The sequence below is a fragment of the Roseateles sp. T103 genome (assembly GCF_057219915.1).
In genome coordinates this window covers 101,155-117,610 of the sequence record NZ_JBXVVS010000003.1, presented here as the reverse complement: position 1 = coordinate 117,610, position 16,456 = coordinate 101,155, and the positions used below count along the sequence as shown (strand labels likewise).

General features: G+C 69.4%; 18 protein-coding genes and 1 tRNA gene. 12 read left to right on the top strand and 7 right to left on the bottom strand.

The annotated features are described in order from the left end of the window. Nucleotides 1–166: 166 nt before the first annotated feature. Both alr and arfB read left to right on the top strand, forming a co-directional pair. Entirely contained in the window at nucleotides 167–1,270 is a 1,104-nt protein-coding gene (gene alr / locus AC2EBS_RS10785) for an alanine racemase (protein WP_484728421.1), read from the top strand. 4 nt (nucleotides 1,271–1,274) lie between these two features. Continuing rightward, entirely contained in the window at nucleotides 1,275–1,682 is a 408-nt protein-coding gene (gene arfB / locus AC2EBS_RS10780) for an alternative ribosome rescue aminoacyl-tRNA hydrolase ArfB (protein ID WP_484728745.1), read from the top strand. Here the strand turns inward: arfB and AC2EBS_RS10775 are convergent. Genes AC2EBS_RS10775 through rhtB form a run of 3 tightly spaced genes read right to left on the bottom strand, consistent with a single transcriptional unit; the run spans nucleotide 1,648 to nucleotide 3,864 of the window. After that, nucleotides 1,648–2,634, bottom strand: coding sequence for a DMT family transporter (locus AC2EBS_RS10775; protein WP_484728420.1), 987 nt, complete (start codon nucleotides 2,632–2,634; stop codon nucleotides 1,648–1,650). The two genes, arfB and AC2EBS_RS10775, sit on opposite strands and share 35 nt — an antisense overlap. A 17-nt stretch (nucleotides 2,635–2,651) precedes the next feature. After that, entirely contained in the window at nucleotides 2,652–3,245 is a 594-nt protein-coding gene (locus AC2EBS_RS10770; RefSeq protein ID WP_484728419.1) for a nucleotidyltransferase family protein, read from the bottom strand. Beyond that, nucleotides 3,235–3,864 (bottom strand): homoserine/homoserine lactone efflux protein, encoded by a 630-nt coding sequence (gene rhtB / locus AC2EBS_RS10765; RefSeq protein ID WP_484728418.1) that lies wholly within the window; start codon nucleotides 3,862–3,864, stop codon nucleotides 3,235–3,237. Before rhtB ends, AC2EBS_RS10770 begins: the two co-directional genes overlap by 11 nt. 193 nt (nucleotides 3,865–4,057) lie before the next feature. Here rhtB and AC2EBS_RS10760 point away from each other — a divergent pair, with 193 nt between their 5' ends. Together AC2EBS_RS10760 and radA are read left to right on the top strand one after the other, a co-directional pair. Further along, complete coding sequence (locus AC2EBS_RS10760; RefSeq protein ID WP_484728417.1) at nucleotides 4,058–5,287, top strand: GGDEF domain-containing protein; 1,230 nt, start codon at nucleotides 4,058–4,060, stop codon at nucleotides 5,285–5,287. 32 nt (nucleotides 5,288–5,319) lie between these two features. Continuing rightward, complete coding sequence (radA, locus tag AC2EBS_RS10755) at nucleotides 5,320–6,681, top strand: DNA repair protein RadA (RefSeq protein WP_484728416.1); 1,362 nt, start codon at nucleotides 5,320–5,322, stop codon at nucleotides 6,679–6,681. Here the strand turns inward: radA and AC2EBS_RS10750 are convergent. Together AC2EBS_RS10750 and AC2EBS_RS10745 are read right to left on the bottom strand one after the other, a co-directional pair. After that, a complete protein-coding gene (locus AC2EBS_RS10750) occupies nucleotides 6,668–8,575 on the bottom strand; it encodes a sensor domain-containing diguanylate cyclase (protein WP_484728415.1) in 1,908 nt (635 codons plus the stop codon). The genes radA and AC2EBS_RS10750 overlap by 14 nt on opposite strands. A 10-nt stretch (nucleotides 8,576–8,585) precedes the next feature. After that, nucleotides 8,586–9,398 carry a substrate-binding periplasmic protein gene (locus tag AC2EBS_RS10745; RefSeq protein WP_484728414.1) on the bottom strand — a complete coding sequence of 271 codons (813 nt, stop codon included), beginning with the start codon at nucleotides 9,396–9,398 and terminating at the stop codon, nucleotides 8,586–8,588. A 105-nt stretch (nucleotides 9,399–9,503) separates the two neighbouring features. Here AC2EBS_RS10745 and AC2EBS_RS10740 point away from each other — a divergent pair, with 105 nt between their 5' ends. The 7 genes from AC2EBS_RS10740 to AC2EBS_RS10710 are packed head-to-tail and all read left to right on the top strand — an operon-like array spanning nucleotide 9,504 to nucleotide 13,527. Next, nucleotides 9,504–9,896: an antibiotic biosynthesis monooxygenase family protein gene (locus AC2EBS_RS10740; protein ID WP_484728413.1), complete on the top strand. Its 393-nt coding sequence runs from the start codon at nucleotides 9,504–9,506 to the stop codon at nucleotides 9,894–9,896. After that, nucleotides 9,893–10,306, top strand: coding sequence for a hypothetical protein (locus tag AC2EBS_RS10735; protein ID WP_484728412.1), 414 nt, complete (start codon nucleotides 9,893–9,895; stop codon nucleotides 10,304–10,306). Before AC2EBS_RS10740 ends, AC2EBS_RS10735 begins: the two co-directional genes overlap by 4 nt. A 39-nt stretch (nucleotides 10,307–10,345) precedes the next feature. Continuing rightward, nucleotides 10,346–11,269: a branched-chain amino acid transaminase gene (locus AC2EBS_RS10730; RefSeq protein ID WP_484728411.1), complete on the top strand. Its 924-nt coding sequence runs from the start codon at nucleotides 10,346–10,348 to the stop codon at nucleotides 11,267–11,269. 24 nt (nucleotides 11,270–11,293) lie between these two features. Next, a complete protein-coding gene (locus AC2EBS_RS10725; protein WP_484728410.1) occupies nucleotides 11,294–11,506 on the top strand; it encodes a zinc-finger domain-containing protein in 213 nt (70 codons plus the stop codon). A gap of 12 nt (nucleotides 11,507–11,518) precedes the next feature. Continuing rightward, nucleotides 11,519–11,977 (top strand): YybH family protein, encoded by a 459-nt coding sequence (locus AC2EBS_RS10720; RefSeq protein WP_484728409.1) that lies wholly within the window; start codon nucleotides 11,519–11,521, stop codon nucleotides 11,975–11,977. A gap of 13 nt (nucleotides 11,978–11,990) precedes the next feature. Then, nucleotides 11,991–12,983, top strand: coding sequence for a YheT family hydrolase (locus AC2EBS_RS10715; RefSeq protein ID WP_484728408.1), 993 nt, complete (start codon nucleotides 11,991–11,993; stop codon nucleotides 12,981–12,983). A 7-nt stretch (nucleotides 12,984–12,990) separates the two neighbouring features. After that, complete coding sequence (locus AC2EBS_RS10710) at nucleotides 12,991–13,527, top strand: DUF2946 family protein (RefSeq protein ID WP_484728407.1); 537 nt, start codon at nucleotides 12,991–12,993, stop codon at nucleotides 13,525–13,527. Nucleotides 13,528–13,601: 74 nt separating this feature from the next. Here AC2EBS_RS10710 and AC2EBS_RS10705 read toward each other — a convergent pair whose 3' ends face one another. Further along, complete coding sequence (locus tag AC2EBS_RS10705) at nucleotides 13,602–14,141, bottom strand: c-type cytochrome (protein WP_484728406.1); 540 nt, start codon at nucleotides 14,139–14,141, stop codon at nucleotides 13,602–13,604. 145 nt (nucleotides 14,142–14,286) lie between these two features. On the opposite strand from AC2EBS_RS10705, the gene AC2EBS_RS10700 reads away from it, so the two are divergent. Next, nucleotides 14,287–14,362 (top strand) — tRNA-Arg (locus AC2EBS_RS10700). A gap of 63 nt (nucleotides 14,363–14,425) precedes the next feature. On the opposite strand, the gene AC2EBS_RS10695 is transcribed toward AC2EBS_RS10700, so the two are convergent. After that, nucleotides 14,426–16,369 (bottom strand): M3 family oligoendopeptidase, encoded by a 1,944-nt coding sequence (locus AC2EBS_RS10695; RefSeq protein WP_484728405.1) that lies wholly within the window; start codon nucleotides 16,367–16,369, stop codon nucleotides 14,426–14,428. Nucleotides 16,370–16,456: the final 87 nt, after the last annotated feature.

Genomic DNA, 16,456 nt, shown 5'->3' with positions numbered 1-16,456 from the left:
GAGGGACTGCGGTGAGGGCGAGGGCCCCTGCACCAGAGCTGGGCACGAGCTGCGGCGGGTTTATAGCATGCAGGGCTTGCAGCAGCGCCGCCGCCGGAGCCGCACGGCGGCCCGAACGTGCCGGCTGCCACGAAGCGGCCAAGATCGCGATGCCACAATCTCCACCATGCCGCGCCCGATCGAAGCCCTGATCCACCCGTCTGCCATTGCCCACAACCTCGCCCGCGCGCGGGCCTGCGCTCCGGACGCCAAGGTCTGGGCCGTGGTCAAGGCCGATGCCTACGGGCACGGCATCGCCCGCGTCTTCGACGCGCTGCGCGGCGCCGACGGCTTTGCGCTGCTGGATCTGGACGAGGCGCAGCGCCTGCGCGACCTGGGCTGGCGCGGCCCCATCCTGCTGCTCGAAGGCTGCTTCGAGCCGCGCGATCTGGAGCTGTGCTCGCGGCTGCGCCTGTGGCATGCGGTGCATTGCGAGCAGCAAATCGACTGGCTGGCCATGCACAAGACGCACGAGCCGCACCGCGTGTTCCTGAAGATGAACAGCGGCATGAACCGGCTGGGCTTCACGCCGCAGGCCTTCCGCGCCGCCTGGACCCGGCTCAATGCCCTGCCCCAGGTGGACGAGATCTCGCTGATGACGCACTTCTCCGACGCCGATGCGCGGCGTTTCGGCCAGGACGGCATCGCCCACCAGCTGGCGACCTTCGATGCCGTCACCGCCGACCTGCCGGGCGAACGCAGCCTGGCCAACAGCGCCGCCACGCTGCGCCATATGGGCCGCGTGCGCAGCGACTGGGTGCGGGCCGGCATCATGAGCTACGGCGGCGTGCCGGACTATCCGGAACACGACGAGGCGCACTGGGACCTGCGCCCGGCGATGACGCTGCGCTCGAGGATCATTGCCACGCAGCAGCTGCAGCCCGGCGACAGCGTGGGCTATGGCTCCAGCTACGTCGCGGACAAGCCGATGCGCATCGGCATCGTCGCCTGCGGCTATGCCGACGGCTATCCGCGCCACGCGCCCACCGGCACGCCGGTGCTGGTCGACGGCCAGGCAACGACGACCGTGGGCCGCGTCTCGATGGACATGCTGGCGGTGGACCTGAGCCCGCTTCCCGCAGCCGGCTTCGGCGCCGAGGTGACGCTGTGGGGCCGCGGCCCCCGGGGCCGCAATCTGCCCATCGATGCAGTGGCCCGCTCGGCCGGCACCATAGGCTACGAGCTGATGTGCGCGCTGGCGCGGCGTGTGCCGGTGCATGTGAGCGACTGAGATGATGCTGCTGCACTGGCGGCCGAGCGAGGCGGAGCTGGACTTCAGCTTCGTGCGCGCCCAGGGCGCCGGCGGGCAGAACGTCAACAAGGTATCGAGTGCGGCACACCTGCGCTTCGACATCCGCGCCTCCAGCCTGCCGGAGCTCATCAAGCAACGACTGCTGGCCCTGTCGGACCAGCGCGTCAGCAGCGAGGGCATTGTCGTCATCAAGGCCCAGCAGCACCGCAGCCAGGAGAAGAACCGCGCCGAGGCCGTCGCCCGCCTGATCGCGCTGGTGCAGAGCGTCGCCCACACGCCCAAGCCCCGCAAGGCGACCCAGCCGAGCTACGGCTCGCAGCTCAGGCGCCTGGCCGGCAAGGCGCAGCGCTCCGGCATCAAGGCCGGGCGGGGGCGAGTGCGGGACGAGTAGCCACGTAGAGGCTGGCCAGGCTCAGGCCCATGCCGCCTATCGACAGCAGCGTAGGCTGCCAGCCCTCGAGCACGGCCGAGATCAGCAGCGCGATCACCGGGATCACCACGCCGGTGAGCGCCGCGCGCGCCGGACCCTGCGCCTGGGCCAGCTTGAAATAGAGCACGAAGGCCACCACCGAGCCAAACACCGACAGGTAAAGCAGCGAGAGCAGATAGCTCGGCCGCGCATCGAAGTGCAGGCCCTGGCCGCTGGCCAGCGAAGCCAGCGTCAGGAACAGCGCACCGTAGCCCATGCTCCAGGCCAGCACCGGCACCAGCGGCAGGCCGCGGCCTGTCATGGCGCCCCCGGCCGGCTGCCGCCGACCGCCCCCCGCGGGGGCTGGCAAGTCCGGCTTGGGGCGGCCCGGCGCCGGACTTGTGAGCGTCAGCGTCAGCACATTGCCGATGCAGGCTGCCGCCACGGCGAGCAGCCCCAGCCCCAGGCCCAGCGCCGCATGGGGCCGCGCGCCGGTGGCGGCGATCTCGGGCCAGAAGATCATCGCCACGCCGCAGACGGCGCCCACCGAGGCGAGCAGGAACTTCTTCGTCACCGACTGGCCGAAGAACAGGCGCCCGGACAGCGCGTTGCCGAACACCATCAGCGAGAACAGCACGGCCACCAGGCCGGTGGGAATGTGCCGCTCGGCCTCGTAGACCGACCAGTAGTTGCCGCTGTACTGCACGATGCCGGTGGCCAGCGCCAGCCAGTGCGCCGAGGCCGGCAGCGCCAGGTTCTCGCCGCGCCAGCGCGCCAGCAGCACCAGCAGCAGCGCCGCCAGCGCGAAGCGCCAGGCCACCGAGTTCAGCACCGGCACCGCGCTGTCGAGCTGGTAGAGGATGACGTGCCAGGTGCTGGCCCAGATCAGCGTGGGTGCCCAGAAGAGCAGACGAAGACGTGCCGTGGAGGGCATGGGTACAACTCTCGAATTCAACAGGGCACGACCCTGACCCGGGGCCAGCGCTGTGCATAGGCCTTGGTCTGGACGCGGCGACGGTACTCGGCGACGCTGACCCGCGCCGGATTGCGGCGCACCACCATGGCGAACAAATCGTCCAGGCCGTGCGGTGCGATGACAGTGAGGCGATCGTCGCCGTCGAGACTGAGGCCGACCGCGGTCGCGTACTCGGGCCAGCTGGCCACCGCAGCCTGCAGCGAAGGCAGCGCCTCGACCGCATGGCCGAAGCAGGACTCGAACCACAGATGCACGCCGGCCTGGTTGGTCACCTCCCAGGGCACGCCGGGCAGGGCCTGCTCGAGTTCGCGCTGCAGCTCGGCATCTCGCTGGCCATCGAGGCATCGGGCGTCGAAGTAGGCCAGGTCGATGTCCGACAGCGCGCTGGGACGGGCATGGCCATGCAGCTCATCCCAGACCATATTGCGCACCGCGCCAGCGCCTATGCACCAGGAGTCCAGGCCCAGGCCGCGCGCCGCGCGCAGGGCCTGCATCATCCAGCCGGTGCGGCGCGTGATCGCCAGCAGCGCCTGATGCTGCCCGCTTGCGTGCTCGCGCTCAAGCGGCACGCTTGAAGCCGGCCAGCAGGGCGCCGGCAACGACGAAGAGCGAGCCGAAGCTGCGGTTGAGCAGGCGCACCTGGCGCTCGGAGCGCAGCGCGCTGAGCACGCGTGCGGCCAGCGCGGTGTAGCCGGCCATCACCACCAGATCGGTGAAGCACAGCGTCGCGCCGATCACCGCATACTGCAGCGTCAGACTGCGGCCGAGATCGAGGAACTGCGGCACCACCGCGAGCAGGAACACCGTGCCCTTGGGATTGAGCGCGTTGACGATCCAGCCGCGCAGCACCAGCTGGCGGCGCGAGACCAGTGCTGCGTCGGTGTTGGAAGCCACCATCGGCTTGGCCGGCGCGCGCCATTGCTGCACGCCGAGCCAGACCAGATAGGCCACGCCGGCCCACTTCACCAGCGTGAAGGCCAGCGCCGAGGAGGCAATCAGCGCGCCCAGACCGGCACCGACCAGCACCAGCTGCGTCAGGATGCCCAGCACCAGGCCGAAGGTGGTGAAGTAGCCGCGGCGAAAGCCATGATTCAGACCCGAACTCATCGCGGCGACGGCGCCGGCGCCGGGCGACAGGCTGATAGCCCAGGATGCGGCGAAGAAGGCCAGCCAGACCGAGAACTCCATGAACGACTCCAGAAGGCGCACCGCACTCGGGCGGTGCAGGCTGGGGTTTGTAGCACGGCCGCTACCAGCTGCCGGCGACGTCGGTGCGAAGGGCGATAATTCTGCTCAGGCGGCAGGCGTCCTGCCTGCTCCGGTGCGAGCGACAGCTTGGCGCGCGCCCTCCCCTACTCTAGGCCCGAGCCGGAATGCCGTGATGACGACAACGTTGCCGACGCTGGATCCGCGGACCCTGCTGTTCTCTGTGTCGCTGGCGGCCTTGCTGATGTCTGCCATCTGTGCGGCACTGGCGCGCTCGCTGCCGAACCAGCGCGTCGCCCTGAACGCCTGGAGTCGGGCCATGGCCGTCGGCTGTGCGGCTTTCCTGCTCTATTTCCTGCGTGGGCATGTGCACTTCCTGCTCAGCTTCGTGGTGGGCAACCTGCTGATCCTGTTGCTGGCCGCGCTGTGCCTGCGCGCCTATGCCGGGCTGGCCGGCGAACAGCCGCCCTGGCGCGCGATGGTCGCGCTGCTGCTGCTGGGCATGAGCGGCGTGCTGCTGCGCAGCTTCGCGGACATGCCGCTGGTCGTGGTCACCGTCTCGCTGGCGATCGCGGGCATGCTGGTGCTGATGGTGCGCGTCATCGGTCGCATGCAGGGCCAGCGGCCGCTGCCGCTGGCGCGCAGCGCTCGGATCGTCTATGGCGTACTGGCCGCCGCCCTGCTGCTGCGCGCGCTGCTCGCCTTCGTCGGCGACGGCTCCACCGTGGCCCTGAATTCGGCCGCGGCGCCGCAGGTCTTCGTGCTGCTGGCCGGCGGCGTGTTCTTCGCGGCAGGCACCCTGAGCTTCGTCAGCATGGCCCAGGAACTGCAGCGCCGCGAAGTGGAGGAAAGCGCCCGGCGCGACCCGCTGACGGGCATCTACAACCGCAGCGCGCTGTTCGAGATCGTCGCCGAGCTCAAGCGCCAGCCGGGCTCGCCGGCCTGTGCGGTGGTGATGTTCGACATCGACCATTTCAAGGCCATCAACGACAGCCACGGCCACGGCGCCGGCGATCTGGCGATCGCCTATGCCGCGCGCATCATCGCCTCGTCGGCGCGCATCTCGGATGTCGTGGCGCGCTACGGCGGCGATGAGTTCTGCGTCATCCTGCGCAACAGTGGCGCGGCCGAGGCGGCCCAGTTTGCACGCCGGACCGTCGAAGAGGCGCGCAAGCAGGCGCTGCGCATCGACGAGCAGCAATCGATCAAGCTCACGCTCTCGGCCGGCTATGCGGCACGAACGGCGGGAGCGGCAGGCGCCGTGGATGTGGAAGCGCTGATCGAGCAGGCCGATCGGGCGCTCTACGCCGCCAAGCAGGGCGGCCGTGACCGTGCGCATTCGATCGAGGCACTGGCCGGCCTGGTCGCGGCGGCGGCGCTGACGCAAGCCGCGACCAGCGCCTGAGCATCGCCCCGCGCCGCGGCGACAATGCGCCGATGGCCAAGGACAAGACGATCTTCACCTGCAGCGAGTGCGGCGGCACCAGCGCCAAGTGGCTGGGCAAGTGCCCCAGCTGCGGCGCCTGGAACACGTTGATCGAAGGCCCGGCCGAGACGCCGGCTTCGGGCAAAAACCGCTACCAGGCGCTGGCCAAGAGCCAGCCGGTGGCGACGCTCTCCGAGATCGAGGCGCGCGACTTCGAACGCACACCCACCGGACTGGAGGAGCTGGACCGCGTGCTCGGCGGCGGCATCGTCGCCGGTGGCGTGGTGCTGATCGGCGGCGACCCGGGCATAGGCAAGTCGACGCTGCTGCTGCAGGCGGTGGACTCGCTGTCGCAGGGCATGAAGGCGCTCTACGTCACCGGCGAGGAAAGCGGTGCCCAGGTGGCGATGCGCGCACGGCGCCTGGGCCTGGCCGGCGACAAGGTGCGCGTGCTGGCCGAGATCAACCTGGAGAAGATCCTCGCCACCATCGAGGCCGAGGCGCCGGACTTCTGCGTGATCGACTCGATCCAGACCGTCTACTCGGAGCAGCTGAGCTCGGCGCCCGGCTCGGTGGCCCAGGTGCGCGAATGCGCGGCACAGCTGACGCGCACCGCCAAGGCCACGGGTTGCGCGATGGTGCTGGTCGGCCATGTGACCAAGGAAGGCGCGATCGCCGGCCCGCGCGTGCTGGAGCACATCGTCGACACGGTGCTGTATTTCGAGGGCGACACGCACAGCAGCTTCCGCCTGGTGCGCGCGATCAAGAACCGCTTCGGCGCGGTCAACGAGATCGGCGTGTTCGCGATGACCGACAAGGGGCTGAAGGGCGTGGCCAACCCCAGCGCGATCTTCCTCTCCACCCATGGCGAGCCGGTGCCGGGCAGCTGCGTGCTGGTCACGCTGGAAGGCACGCGGCCGCTGCTGGTGGAGCTGCAGGCCCTGGTGGACGCCGGCGGGCCCAGCCCGCGGCGGCTGTCGGTGGGCCTGGAGCGCGACCGCCTGGCGATGCTGCTGGCGGTGCTGCACCGCCATGCCGGCGTGCAGACCAATGACCAGGACGTGTTCGTCAATGCGGTGGGCGGCGTGCGCATCAGCGAGCCCGCGGCCGACCTGGCGGTGATGCTGGCGATCCAGGGATCCTTGCGCGGCCGCGCCCTGCCCAAGGGCTTCATCGCCTTTGGCGAGGTGGGCCTGGCCGGCGAGGTGCGGCCCGCGCCACGCGGCCAGGAGCGGCTGAAGGAAGCGGCCAAGCTGGGCTTCAGCGTCGCCGTCGTCCCTAAGGCCAATGCGCCGAAGAAGGCGATCGAGGGCCTGACCGTGCATGCGGTCGAGCGCATCGAGGAGGCGATGGCGCTGGTCAGGGGCTTGTGAGGTCGCCGGGCAGCGTCGGCGGATTGTTGCTGCTGCCGCGCGCGTCGGCGAGCGCGGCGCGGCCGGCGCGCTTGTTGCGGTACATCGCGTCGTCGGCCGCCTTGGTCAGGCTCAGCTCGTCCTGGCCATCGTCGGGATAGAGCGCCAGGCCCAGCGAGCAGGTGATCTCCAGCCGCAGGCCGCCCAGCTCCAGCGGCGCGGCGACCTGGTTGAAGATCTTGTCGGCCACCATCTGCGCCGTCTCGCGCGTCACCGGGCCGGTGAGCAGCACGACGAACTCGTCACCACCGATGCGGCCCACGGTGTCGGTCTCGCGCACCGAGCTCTTGATGCGCCGCGCCACCGCCTGCAGCAGCTGGTCGCCGACCGCATGGCCGTACTGGTCGTTGATCGGCTTGAAGCGGTCGAGGTCGAGCAGGATCAGGCCGATGCTCTCCTGGTAGCGGCGCGCGTTGGCCAGCGCGAAATGCAGGCGCTCGTCGAAGTGCGCGCGGTTGGCCAGCTCGGTGAGCGGGTCCTGCAGCGCCATGAAGCGCACCTTCTCCTCCGACTCGCGCCGCGCGGTGACGTCGGACAGCGTGCCTATCATGCGCAGCGGCTTGCCCTGCTCGTCACGCTCGACCACGGTGCCGCGCGTCAGCACCCAGCGCCAGCCGGCTGGGCCGTCCGCGACGCGGTATTCGCAGACCAGGCTCTCGGCACCGCCCTCGATGCAGTGGCGCATCTCCGCACGCAGCCGCGGCAGATCCTCGACATGGGTGCGGGCCAGCAGCTCGTCGATGCTCGGCTCGGCCGGCTGCGGCGGCAGTCCCATCAGCTCGCGACAGCGTGCCGTGGTCTTGACCCGTCCGCTGCCGAGCTCCCAGTCCCACACGCCATCACCCGCGCCCTCCAACGCCAGCGCCCAGCGCTGCTCGCTTTCGCGCAGCGCCCGCGTCATCCGCGCGGCCAGGGCCTGCGCGCGCTCGCGCGCACTGCCCAGCAGCCAGGCCAGCAGGGCCAGCAGCACCGCGAAACCGGCGCCGGTGGCCAGCACCGCATTGGCACCGGTGGCGCCGCTGCTGGCGGCGAAACTGGGGCCGGCGCGCAGGCTCATGGTCCAGGTCTGGCCGCCCATCACCAGGTATTCGCGCGCTTCGATCAGGGTCTGCCGCGGACCGTCATCGTGGTAGAGCAGCGTCGCCTCGTCCAGGATCTGCCCGTCGTGCAACGCCAGGCCCAGGCCCAGCGGCAACTCGCCGTAGAGGCTGGACATCAGCGCCTGCATGCGCACCGGCGCCGCCACCCAGCCGCGCAGGCGCTCGCGGCGCTGCGGCACACTGTCGGGCACAGTCTCGTCGTCAAATAACGGCAGCACGATCAGCACACCGGTGCCGGGCGACAGGCCCAGCGTGGCCAGCTCGAGGCGCGCCGACAGTGCCATACGGCCGGAGTCGCGTGCCCGCTCCAGCGCCAGCCGCGTGCGTGCATCGCTCAGCAAGTCCAGGCCCAGCAGCGCCTTGTTGGCGGGCAACGCCGGCTCCACCTGCAGCACCGGCGCCATTGCCACGGGCTGGGGCCGGTGCTCGATGCGCAACAGGCCCTGCACGCCGGCGAACTCCGCGCCCAGCGGCAGCGCATCCACATAGCGCGACAGCACCGGCGCCGAGGCTTGCGGCGTGGCCTGCACGAAGCCCTGCACGCCTTGCAGCAGATGCTCGTGCGCAGCCATGCGCTGCTCGATGCGCAGGCTCGCTTCGCGCAGCGCGGCGTCGAAGGAGGACTGCAGGTGGTGGCGATCGAGCGCGCGCTCGTGCTGCCAGTAGGCCAGCGTCAGGCCCAGCGCCACGACCAGCACGACGAAGGGCATGGCGCGCGACTGCAGCCAGCGAGTGAACAGGCCGTCGCGCTCCATGGCTGCGGATTCAGAACTGCACCATGGCGCGCGCCAGGTCGGGGCTGAAATACTTGGAGAAGATCCGCAGCATCGTGCCGTCACGGCGCATCTCGTCGATCAGTGCGCGCCACTGCGCCTGCTCGGCAGCAGGCAGACTGGCCCTGGACATGATCAGCCCGTGCGGCACGGGCGCATCGCCGAACTCGATGATCTGCGTGAGCTCGCGGATGCGGCCCGACTCCAGGGTCGGGTAGTCGAAAGGCTCGATGATCATCGCGTCGATCTGCCCGGCCACCAGCGCCGTGAACAGCGCCGGCAATCCGTTGGACAGCGTCAGGCGCTGCTCGCCGGCCAGCGCATCGACGAGCCGGTTGGCTGTCTCGCTGTAGCGGAAGCTGCGGATCACGCCCAGGCGCAGCTTCCTGTTGCGCTCGAAGTCCTCGATGCGCGCCACCTTGGCATCGCGCCGCACCAGCAGGTAGTACTTATTGGAGAAGTACCAGGCGAAGGCGGCAAAGGTCTCGCGCTTGTCGTTGCTGATGCCCGACAGGCTGAAGTCCAGCGCGCCGGACTCGATCAGCTGCCAGATGCGCGCGCGCGGCATCAAGCTGACATGGATGCGGCAGCCGCTGCGGCGGATCAGCTCGTCGGTGACGTCCTTGTCGATGCCGGTGGAGGTCTCGGCCGAGTAAAGCAGGCCGTGCTCGTGCAGCCCCAGCGTCAGCGGCCGCGAGCAATCGGGCCGGCCCTGCGCCCAGGCGCCGAGCGCCAGCCACATCAGCGACAGGGCGCCCAGCCGCAGCGCGACACGCAGCCAGGCAGGAGACAATCGAGCCTTCATCGTCCAGTCGTCCCTTGGGCGCCGAAAGGCACCCTTACTCCCCGATCGGCCCGACGGCATGCGAGATGCACCACCGGCCCGGACCCGCAAGAATAAGCCAAGCGCATGTACGAGACACCGAATCCCCCTGGCTTCGCCGGGCGCCCCGAGCCGCCCTACTACGCAGTGATCTTCACCAGCCAGCGCACCCAGGGTGACGCCGGCTATGGCGAGACGGCCGAACGGATCGCCGCATTGGCCTCCGCCCAGCCCGGCTATCTGGGCGCGGAAAGCGCTCGGGGCACGGATGGCCTGGGCATCACCGTGTCCTATTGGCGCAGTCTGGACGACATTGCCGCCTGGCGGCGCGATGTCGAGCATGCCGCCGTGCGCGAGCAGGGCCGCGCGCAGTGGTACAGCCATTACGAGCTGCGCGTGGCCAAGGTCGAGCGCGCGTATGGCTGGGACCGCGCCGACGAGCGCGGCGACCCGGGATTGCCGCAGGAGACCGCGCGATGAACCCCTGGATCGGCGGCGCACTGGCGCTGGCCGCCCTGGTGCTGGGCGGCGTGTTCTTCGGCTGGCAGGGCGTGATCCTCGCGCTCTCGGGCATCGTGTTCTGGCTGCTGATGCAGTTCACCCGGCTGATGCGTGTGATGCGCATCGCGCAAAGCTCACCGGTGGGCCATGTGGACAGCGCCGTGATGCTCAATGCCAAGCTGCGCGAGGGCATGCGCCTGGTGGACCTGATCCCGCTGACGCGCAGCCTGGGCAAGAAGCTCTCGGCCACGCCGGAGACCTGGGGCTGGACCGACCCCGGCGGCGTGCGCGTCGAGCTGGTGATGGAAAACGGCCGGCTCAAGAGCTGGCAGCTGCTGCGCCCGGCCGGCGAGGACGCGCCGGCTGGCCAAGCCCCGGCGAGTCCATAAAATCGACGTTTCTACCCAAGACAACCCAGGAGTGCTCCCATGTCCATGGCCGACCGCGACGGCAAGATCTGGATGGACGGCCACATGGTCGACTGGCGCGATGCCAAGATCCATGTGCTGACCCATACGCTGCACTACGGCTGCGGCGCCTTCGAGGGCGTGCGCGCCTACAAGACGGACAAGGGCACGGCCATCTTCCGCCTGCGCGAGCACACCGAGCGCCTGTTCAACAGCGCCAAGATCCTGCGCATGAAGATCCCCTTCTCGATCGAGCAGGTCGAGGAAGCACAAAAGGCCGTGGTGCGCGAGAACAAGCTGGAGAGCTGCTACCTGCGCCCGCTGACCTGGATCGGCTCCGAGAAGCTGGGCGTCAGCCCCAAGGGCAACCAGATCCACCTGATGGTCGCGGCCTGGGCCTGGGGCGCCTACCTGGGCGAAGAGGGCATGAAGCGCGGCATCCGCGTGAAGACCAGCAGCTACACCCGCCACCACGTCAACATCACGATGACGCAGGCCAAGACGGTGAGCAACTACACCAACTCGATCCTGGCCAATATGGAAGCCACCGACGACGGCTACGACGAGGCGCTGCTGCTGGACCCGTCGGGCTTCGTCTCCGAGGGTGCGGGCGAGAACCTCTTCGTGATCAAGAACGGCGTGGTCTACACGCCGGATCTGTCGGCCGGTGCGCTCAACGGCATCACCCGCAACACCATCTTCCACATCTGCCAGGACCTGGGCCTGAAGCTGGTGGAAAAGCGCATCACCCGCGACGAGGTCTACATCTGCGACGAGGCCTTCTTCACCGGCACCGCCGCCGAAGTGACGCCGATCCGCGAGCTCGACCGCATCGAGCTGGGCAGCGGCAGCCGCGGCCCGATCACCGAGAAGATCCAGTCGGCCTTCTTCGACATCGTCAATGGTCGCAACCCCAAATACGCCAGCTGGCTCAGCCTGGTCTGAACCCCTGCATCGAGGACATCCGTCATGAGTAGCGAAGCCAACAAGTCGGTGGTCGAGGTGACCGCCAAGGACGTGCAGGGCCCCGGCGTGGTCGCCTGCCCCAACCCCAAGATGCCGCTGTGGAGCAACCACCCGCGCGTGTTCGTCGATGTGACGCACGAAGGCGGCGGCAAGTGCCCGTATTGCGGCACCGTCTACCAGCTCAAGGCTGGCGAAGTGCTGCACGCGCACCACTGAGCCGCCGCACCGATGCCGCAGATCAAAGCCCAGACCGCCGCGCTGATGGCCTCGCCCGAGGACACCGAGGCGCAGTTCTACGAGGCGCTGCAGAGCGCCGACCTCGACCGGCTGATGGCCGTCTGGGCCGACGAGGACGAGATCTCCTGCGTCCATCCCGGCGGACCGCGCGTGGTCGGCTACGGCGCGATCCGCGCCGCCTTTGAAGCGGTGTTCACGCAAGGTGCCGTGCAGGCGCACCCGGAGCGCGTGCGGCGCCTGCACAGCGGCGACACCGCCATCCATCTGGTACTGGAGCGCGTGCAGGTGGCCGGCCCGCAGGGACAGGCGCAGAGCGCCTGGGTGATCGCGACCAACGTCTATCTGAAGACCGCCTTCGGCTGGCGCATGGTGCTGCACCATGCCAGCCCCGGCTCGGCTCATGAGATCCAGGAAGTGGTGGACGAACCGGCCGCCACGACACTGCACTGACGGGGCCCCGGCCATGCGCTACCGCGCACCGCTGTGGCTGCCTGGGGGCCACGCCCAGACCATCTGGCCGGCGCTTTACGCGCGGCGCCATCACCGCGAAAGCCAGCCGCCAGGCTTCCGGCGCGAGCGCTGGACCACGCCGGACAGCGACTTCATCGATGTGGACTGGCTCGCCGACAGCGCCGCGCCGGCCCGTGCGGCGCGGCCGCTGCTGGTGCTGTTCCATGGCCTGGAAGGCAGCACGCAGAGCCAGTACGTGCAGGCCTTCGCCCATGTCGCGCAGCAGCGCGGCTGGGCCTTCGCGCTGCCGCACTTCCGCGGCTGCTCGGGCGAGCTGAATCTGGCGCCGCGCGCCTACCACTCGGGCGACTATGAGGAGATCGGCTGGATGCTGGCGCGCTTCAAGGCGCTGCATGCCGGCCCGATCGTCGCCGCCGGCGTCTCGCTGGGCGGCAATGCGCTGCTGCGCTGGGCCGAGGAAGCGGGCGACAGCGCCGCGGCGACGGCGCGTGCGGTGGCCGCGGTCTGCTCGCCGGTCGATCTGGCGGCGTCCGGGCACGCGATCGGCCGCGGCTTCAACCGCCTGGTCTACACGCGCATGTTCCTCGCCACCATGGTGCCCAAGGCGCTGCAAAAGCTGCAGCAGCACCCGGGCCTGTTCGATGGCGAACGGCTGGCGCGGGCGCGCGACCTCTACGAGTTCGACAACCTGTTCACCGCGCCGCTGCACGGCTTCCGCGATACCGAGGACTACTGGGCGCGCGCTTCGGCCAAGCCGCATCTGCACCGCATCCGTATCCCGGCGCTGGTGCTCAATGCGCGCAACGATCCCTTCGTGCCGGAAGACAGCCTGCCGCAGCCGCAGGAGCTGCGCGGCAATGATCGAGTCGAGCTCTGGCAACCGGCGCACGGCGGGCATGTGGGCTTTGCCAGCGGGCGGCCGCCGGGCCTGGTGCTGACCATGCCCGAGCAGGTGAGCAACTGGCTCGCCCGCGCACTAGACTGAGGACACCATGGATCCCATCGTCCAGGCCGCGCTGAAGAAGTGGCCCAATGTCCCGCACTGCTACGGCTGGCTCGCGCTCGATGCGCGCGGCGACTGGTACATGCGCGACGATCGCATTCAGGCGGCCGGCCCCTTCCCTCAGGTCAAAGGCAGCCGCATCCAGCACGAGAAGCTGCTCGAGTTCATCGGGCGCAACTACGAGCATGACGCGAGCGGCGCCTGGTTCTTCCAGAACGGTCCGCAGCGTGTCTACCTGCAGCTGGAAGCTGCGCCATGGATCTGGCGCCTCAGCGGCACGCCGCAGGCGCTGCGCATCCACAGCCACACCGGACGGGCGGCCGAAAAGGTCTTGTCCGTCTGGCTGGACGAGCACGACCGGCTCTACCTCGCCACCGAGCTCGGCCTGGGACTGGTGCACAGCCTGGACATGGAGCTGGCTGCCGACATGGTCGAGGCCGGCCACTGGGACCCGCAACCCTGCCGCCATGCGGAGCTGTTGCAGCACTTCGGCGTCATCAGCCAGCCCCAGCCGAACGCCGCCTGAAGGCGCACCGGCGAAAAAAAACCGACCCCGCAGGGTCGGTTCTTGCCAAGCCTGAACAGGCTGGACTGGCCGGCTTACTTCGCTGCCGAAGCGGCGGCGGCCGGTGCCTTGGGCTCGTCGAACTTGGCGCCGCTCTGGTTGGCCATGTAGACGACAGCGCGCGCGATCTCGTAATCGCTGTGATCGCCACCGCCTTGCGGGCCCATCGCGCCCTTGCCCTTCAGCGCCGAAGTCAGCAGCGCTTCGAAACCGGTCTTCACACGGGGGCCCCAGGCCGCAGCGTCAGCCAGCTTGGGTGCACCCGCCGCACCAGAGGTGTGGCAGGCCGCGCACTGGGCCTGGTACACCTGCTCGCCCGTCTTCATCGCGGCAGGATTGGAGGCGTCCTTCAGCTCGATGGTGCCGACCGGCTGGATGCGCGCCGCCACGGCCTCGGCCTGCTGCACATCGCTGCCGGCGCCCGGCTTCGGTGCGGAGCTGACGTAGTTGGCCAGCATGATGATGATGATCACCGGCACCACGAAGGCCAGTACCACGACCCAGATCAGCTGCTTGGGCGACTTGATCGGCCCTTCGTGGCCTTCTGCGTGATCGTGCTCGTGAGTTCCGCTCATGAAATCCTCGTTGGCGTCGGCGATGGGACAAATTGAAAGCAATCCGAGCGCCGCGCGGCCATCGACCACCCAGCGCAGAACCGCCGGATTATAGCCAGCCGCCCCAGGGCGCGACCTGTTGCGCTGCTAGAATGCCGCCGGCGTGGCGCCCGTAGCTCAATGGATAGAGTACTGCCCTCCGAAGGCAGGGGTTGCTGGTTCGATCCCAGCCGGGCGCGCCAAGAGATTCAAAGACTTACGCCACCCTCGGGTGGCGTCTGCGTTTCTGCTGCGCCAGAGGTGGCTCAGCCCTTTTGCGCCAGCAGGCGCTCGATCTCATCGAGCAGCTTGTCCATGTGACGGATCAGGGCCTGGTGCGGCGCGGGCGAGTCCATGTCCAGGCCTGCGGCGCGCAGGCGAGGCACCGGGTGCACGCTGCCGCCCGAGCGCAACACCTCCAGATAGGTCTCCGGCATGCCGGGCTTGCGCTGGGCGATCTGCTCGGTGAAGAAGGCCGCGGCCGCCATCGAGGTGGCGTACTGGTAGACGTAGAAGGGCCGGTGGAAGTGCGGGATCAGCGCCCATTCGCTGCACACGACGGGGTCGATCTTCATCACGCCCTGCTCTGCGCCGTGGTACTTGCGCAGCAGGCCGCAGTACATCTGCGTCATGCGCTTGCCGGTGAGCGCCTCGCCGCGCTGGACGGCATCGTGCGTCATCAGCTCGAACTCGGCGAACATGGTCTGCCGGAAGTAAGCGCCGCGCAGGCGCTCCACCGACTCGGTCAGCAGATACAGGCGCTCTTCCACCGTCTTGGCCTGCTCCAGCATGTGGCGCTGCAGCAGCAGCTCGTTGCTGAAGGACGCGATCTCCGCCAGAAACAGCGGATAGCCCGCGGTCTCGTAAGGCTGGGTGGCGTTGGCCAGGATGGTGTGCATGCCATGGCCCCATTCGTGCGCGAAGGTGCTCAGGCTGTCGAAGGTACCCTGGTGGTTCAGGAAAATCAGCGGGGTCAGGCCGTACACGCCGCTCTGATAGGCGCCCGAGCTCTTGCCCGGCGCCGGGAACACATGCATGGTGCGCGCGCCCAGCGCCTGCTTCAGGCGCCGCTGGTAGTCGGCCCCCAGCGGCGCGGTAGCCGCCAGCGCGAGCTCGCCCGACTCTTCCGGGCTGAAGCGCCGATCGCTCTTGACCAGGTCCGGGTAGATGTCGTGGTAGCCCAGGTCCGGCAGGCCCAGCATGCGCTGGCGCAGCTTGAAGTAGCGATGCAGGGTCGGCAGGCCCTTGTTGACCTCGGTGACCAGGTTGCGATAGACCGACTCCGGGATCGCGTTGGACGCCAGGCTGGCCGACACGGCCGAGGCATGCTGGCGCAGCCGGGCGTTGGTCACCCCGGTCTCGACCCGCTGGGCCAGCAGGCTGCCCAGGGTGTTCTCCAGCCTGCCGTAGGCGCCGAAGAATCGCTCGAACACCTGCTGCCGCACGGCACGGTCCGGATGGGCACGCAGGCGCTGGTAGCCGATGTCGTTCAAGGTCTCCGTCTTGCCGTCGACCTCAAGGGTCGGCCAGCTCGCATCGACGGTGGTGAGGAAGGTGCGCGCTTGCGTCGCGCTGCCCAGCAGCGGGCCATAGGCCGCCAGGGCCGCCTCGGTCTCGGGGCTCAGCTGGTGGGCGGCCAGGCGCAGCACGTCGCGCAGGCGCTTCTCATGCTTCTTCAGCGCAGGCTCGGCCGCCAGCCAGGCATCCAGGCGGGCCGCGCCGATCTGGCGGATCTCGCTGTCCATCCAGCTCAGGCTGCTGGCGAACTGCCCGCTGAGATTGCGCATCAGCGACTGGCGCTCCTGGTTGCGCGCATCGCGGTTGTCGGTGCTGGCCATCGCGCTGGCGTACACGGCCACGCGGCTGAAGCGCTGCGTCCAGGCCGAGGCCGTATCCAGCGCACGCGCCAGGCTGCGGGCGTCGGCACCGACACCGCCGCGCAAGGCGCGCAGCTCGGGCAGCGCGGCCAGGATGGCCTGACGCTCGGCATCCCAGGCCGCATCGCTGGCGAACAGCGGACTGAGGTCCCAGACATAGCGCGGGTCGGCGGTGGCCGCCTGGCCGGCGGCCTGGCCCGCGGTCTGGGCCAGGCTCTGGTCGGCCATATCGTCGAGCTCGTGCTCCTGCAGCGGGTCGAAGGCATGGGAAGGTGCGACAGGCGCCCACAGCAGGGCGGCAACGACGGTGGCAAGCAGGGTCGGACGGAACATGGGGCTCACAGGCAGAGGGTTGGCCAGCCGCGCAGCCTAACGGCAGCGGCAAGACCCTGGGTTGCGGTCGACATCGAGCGCTGCCCG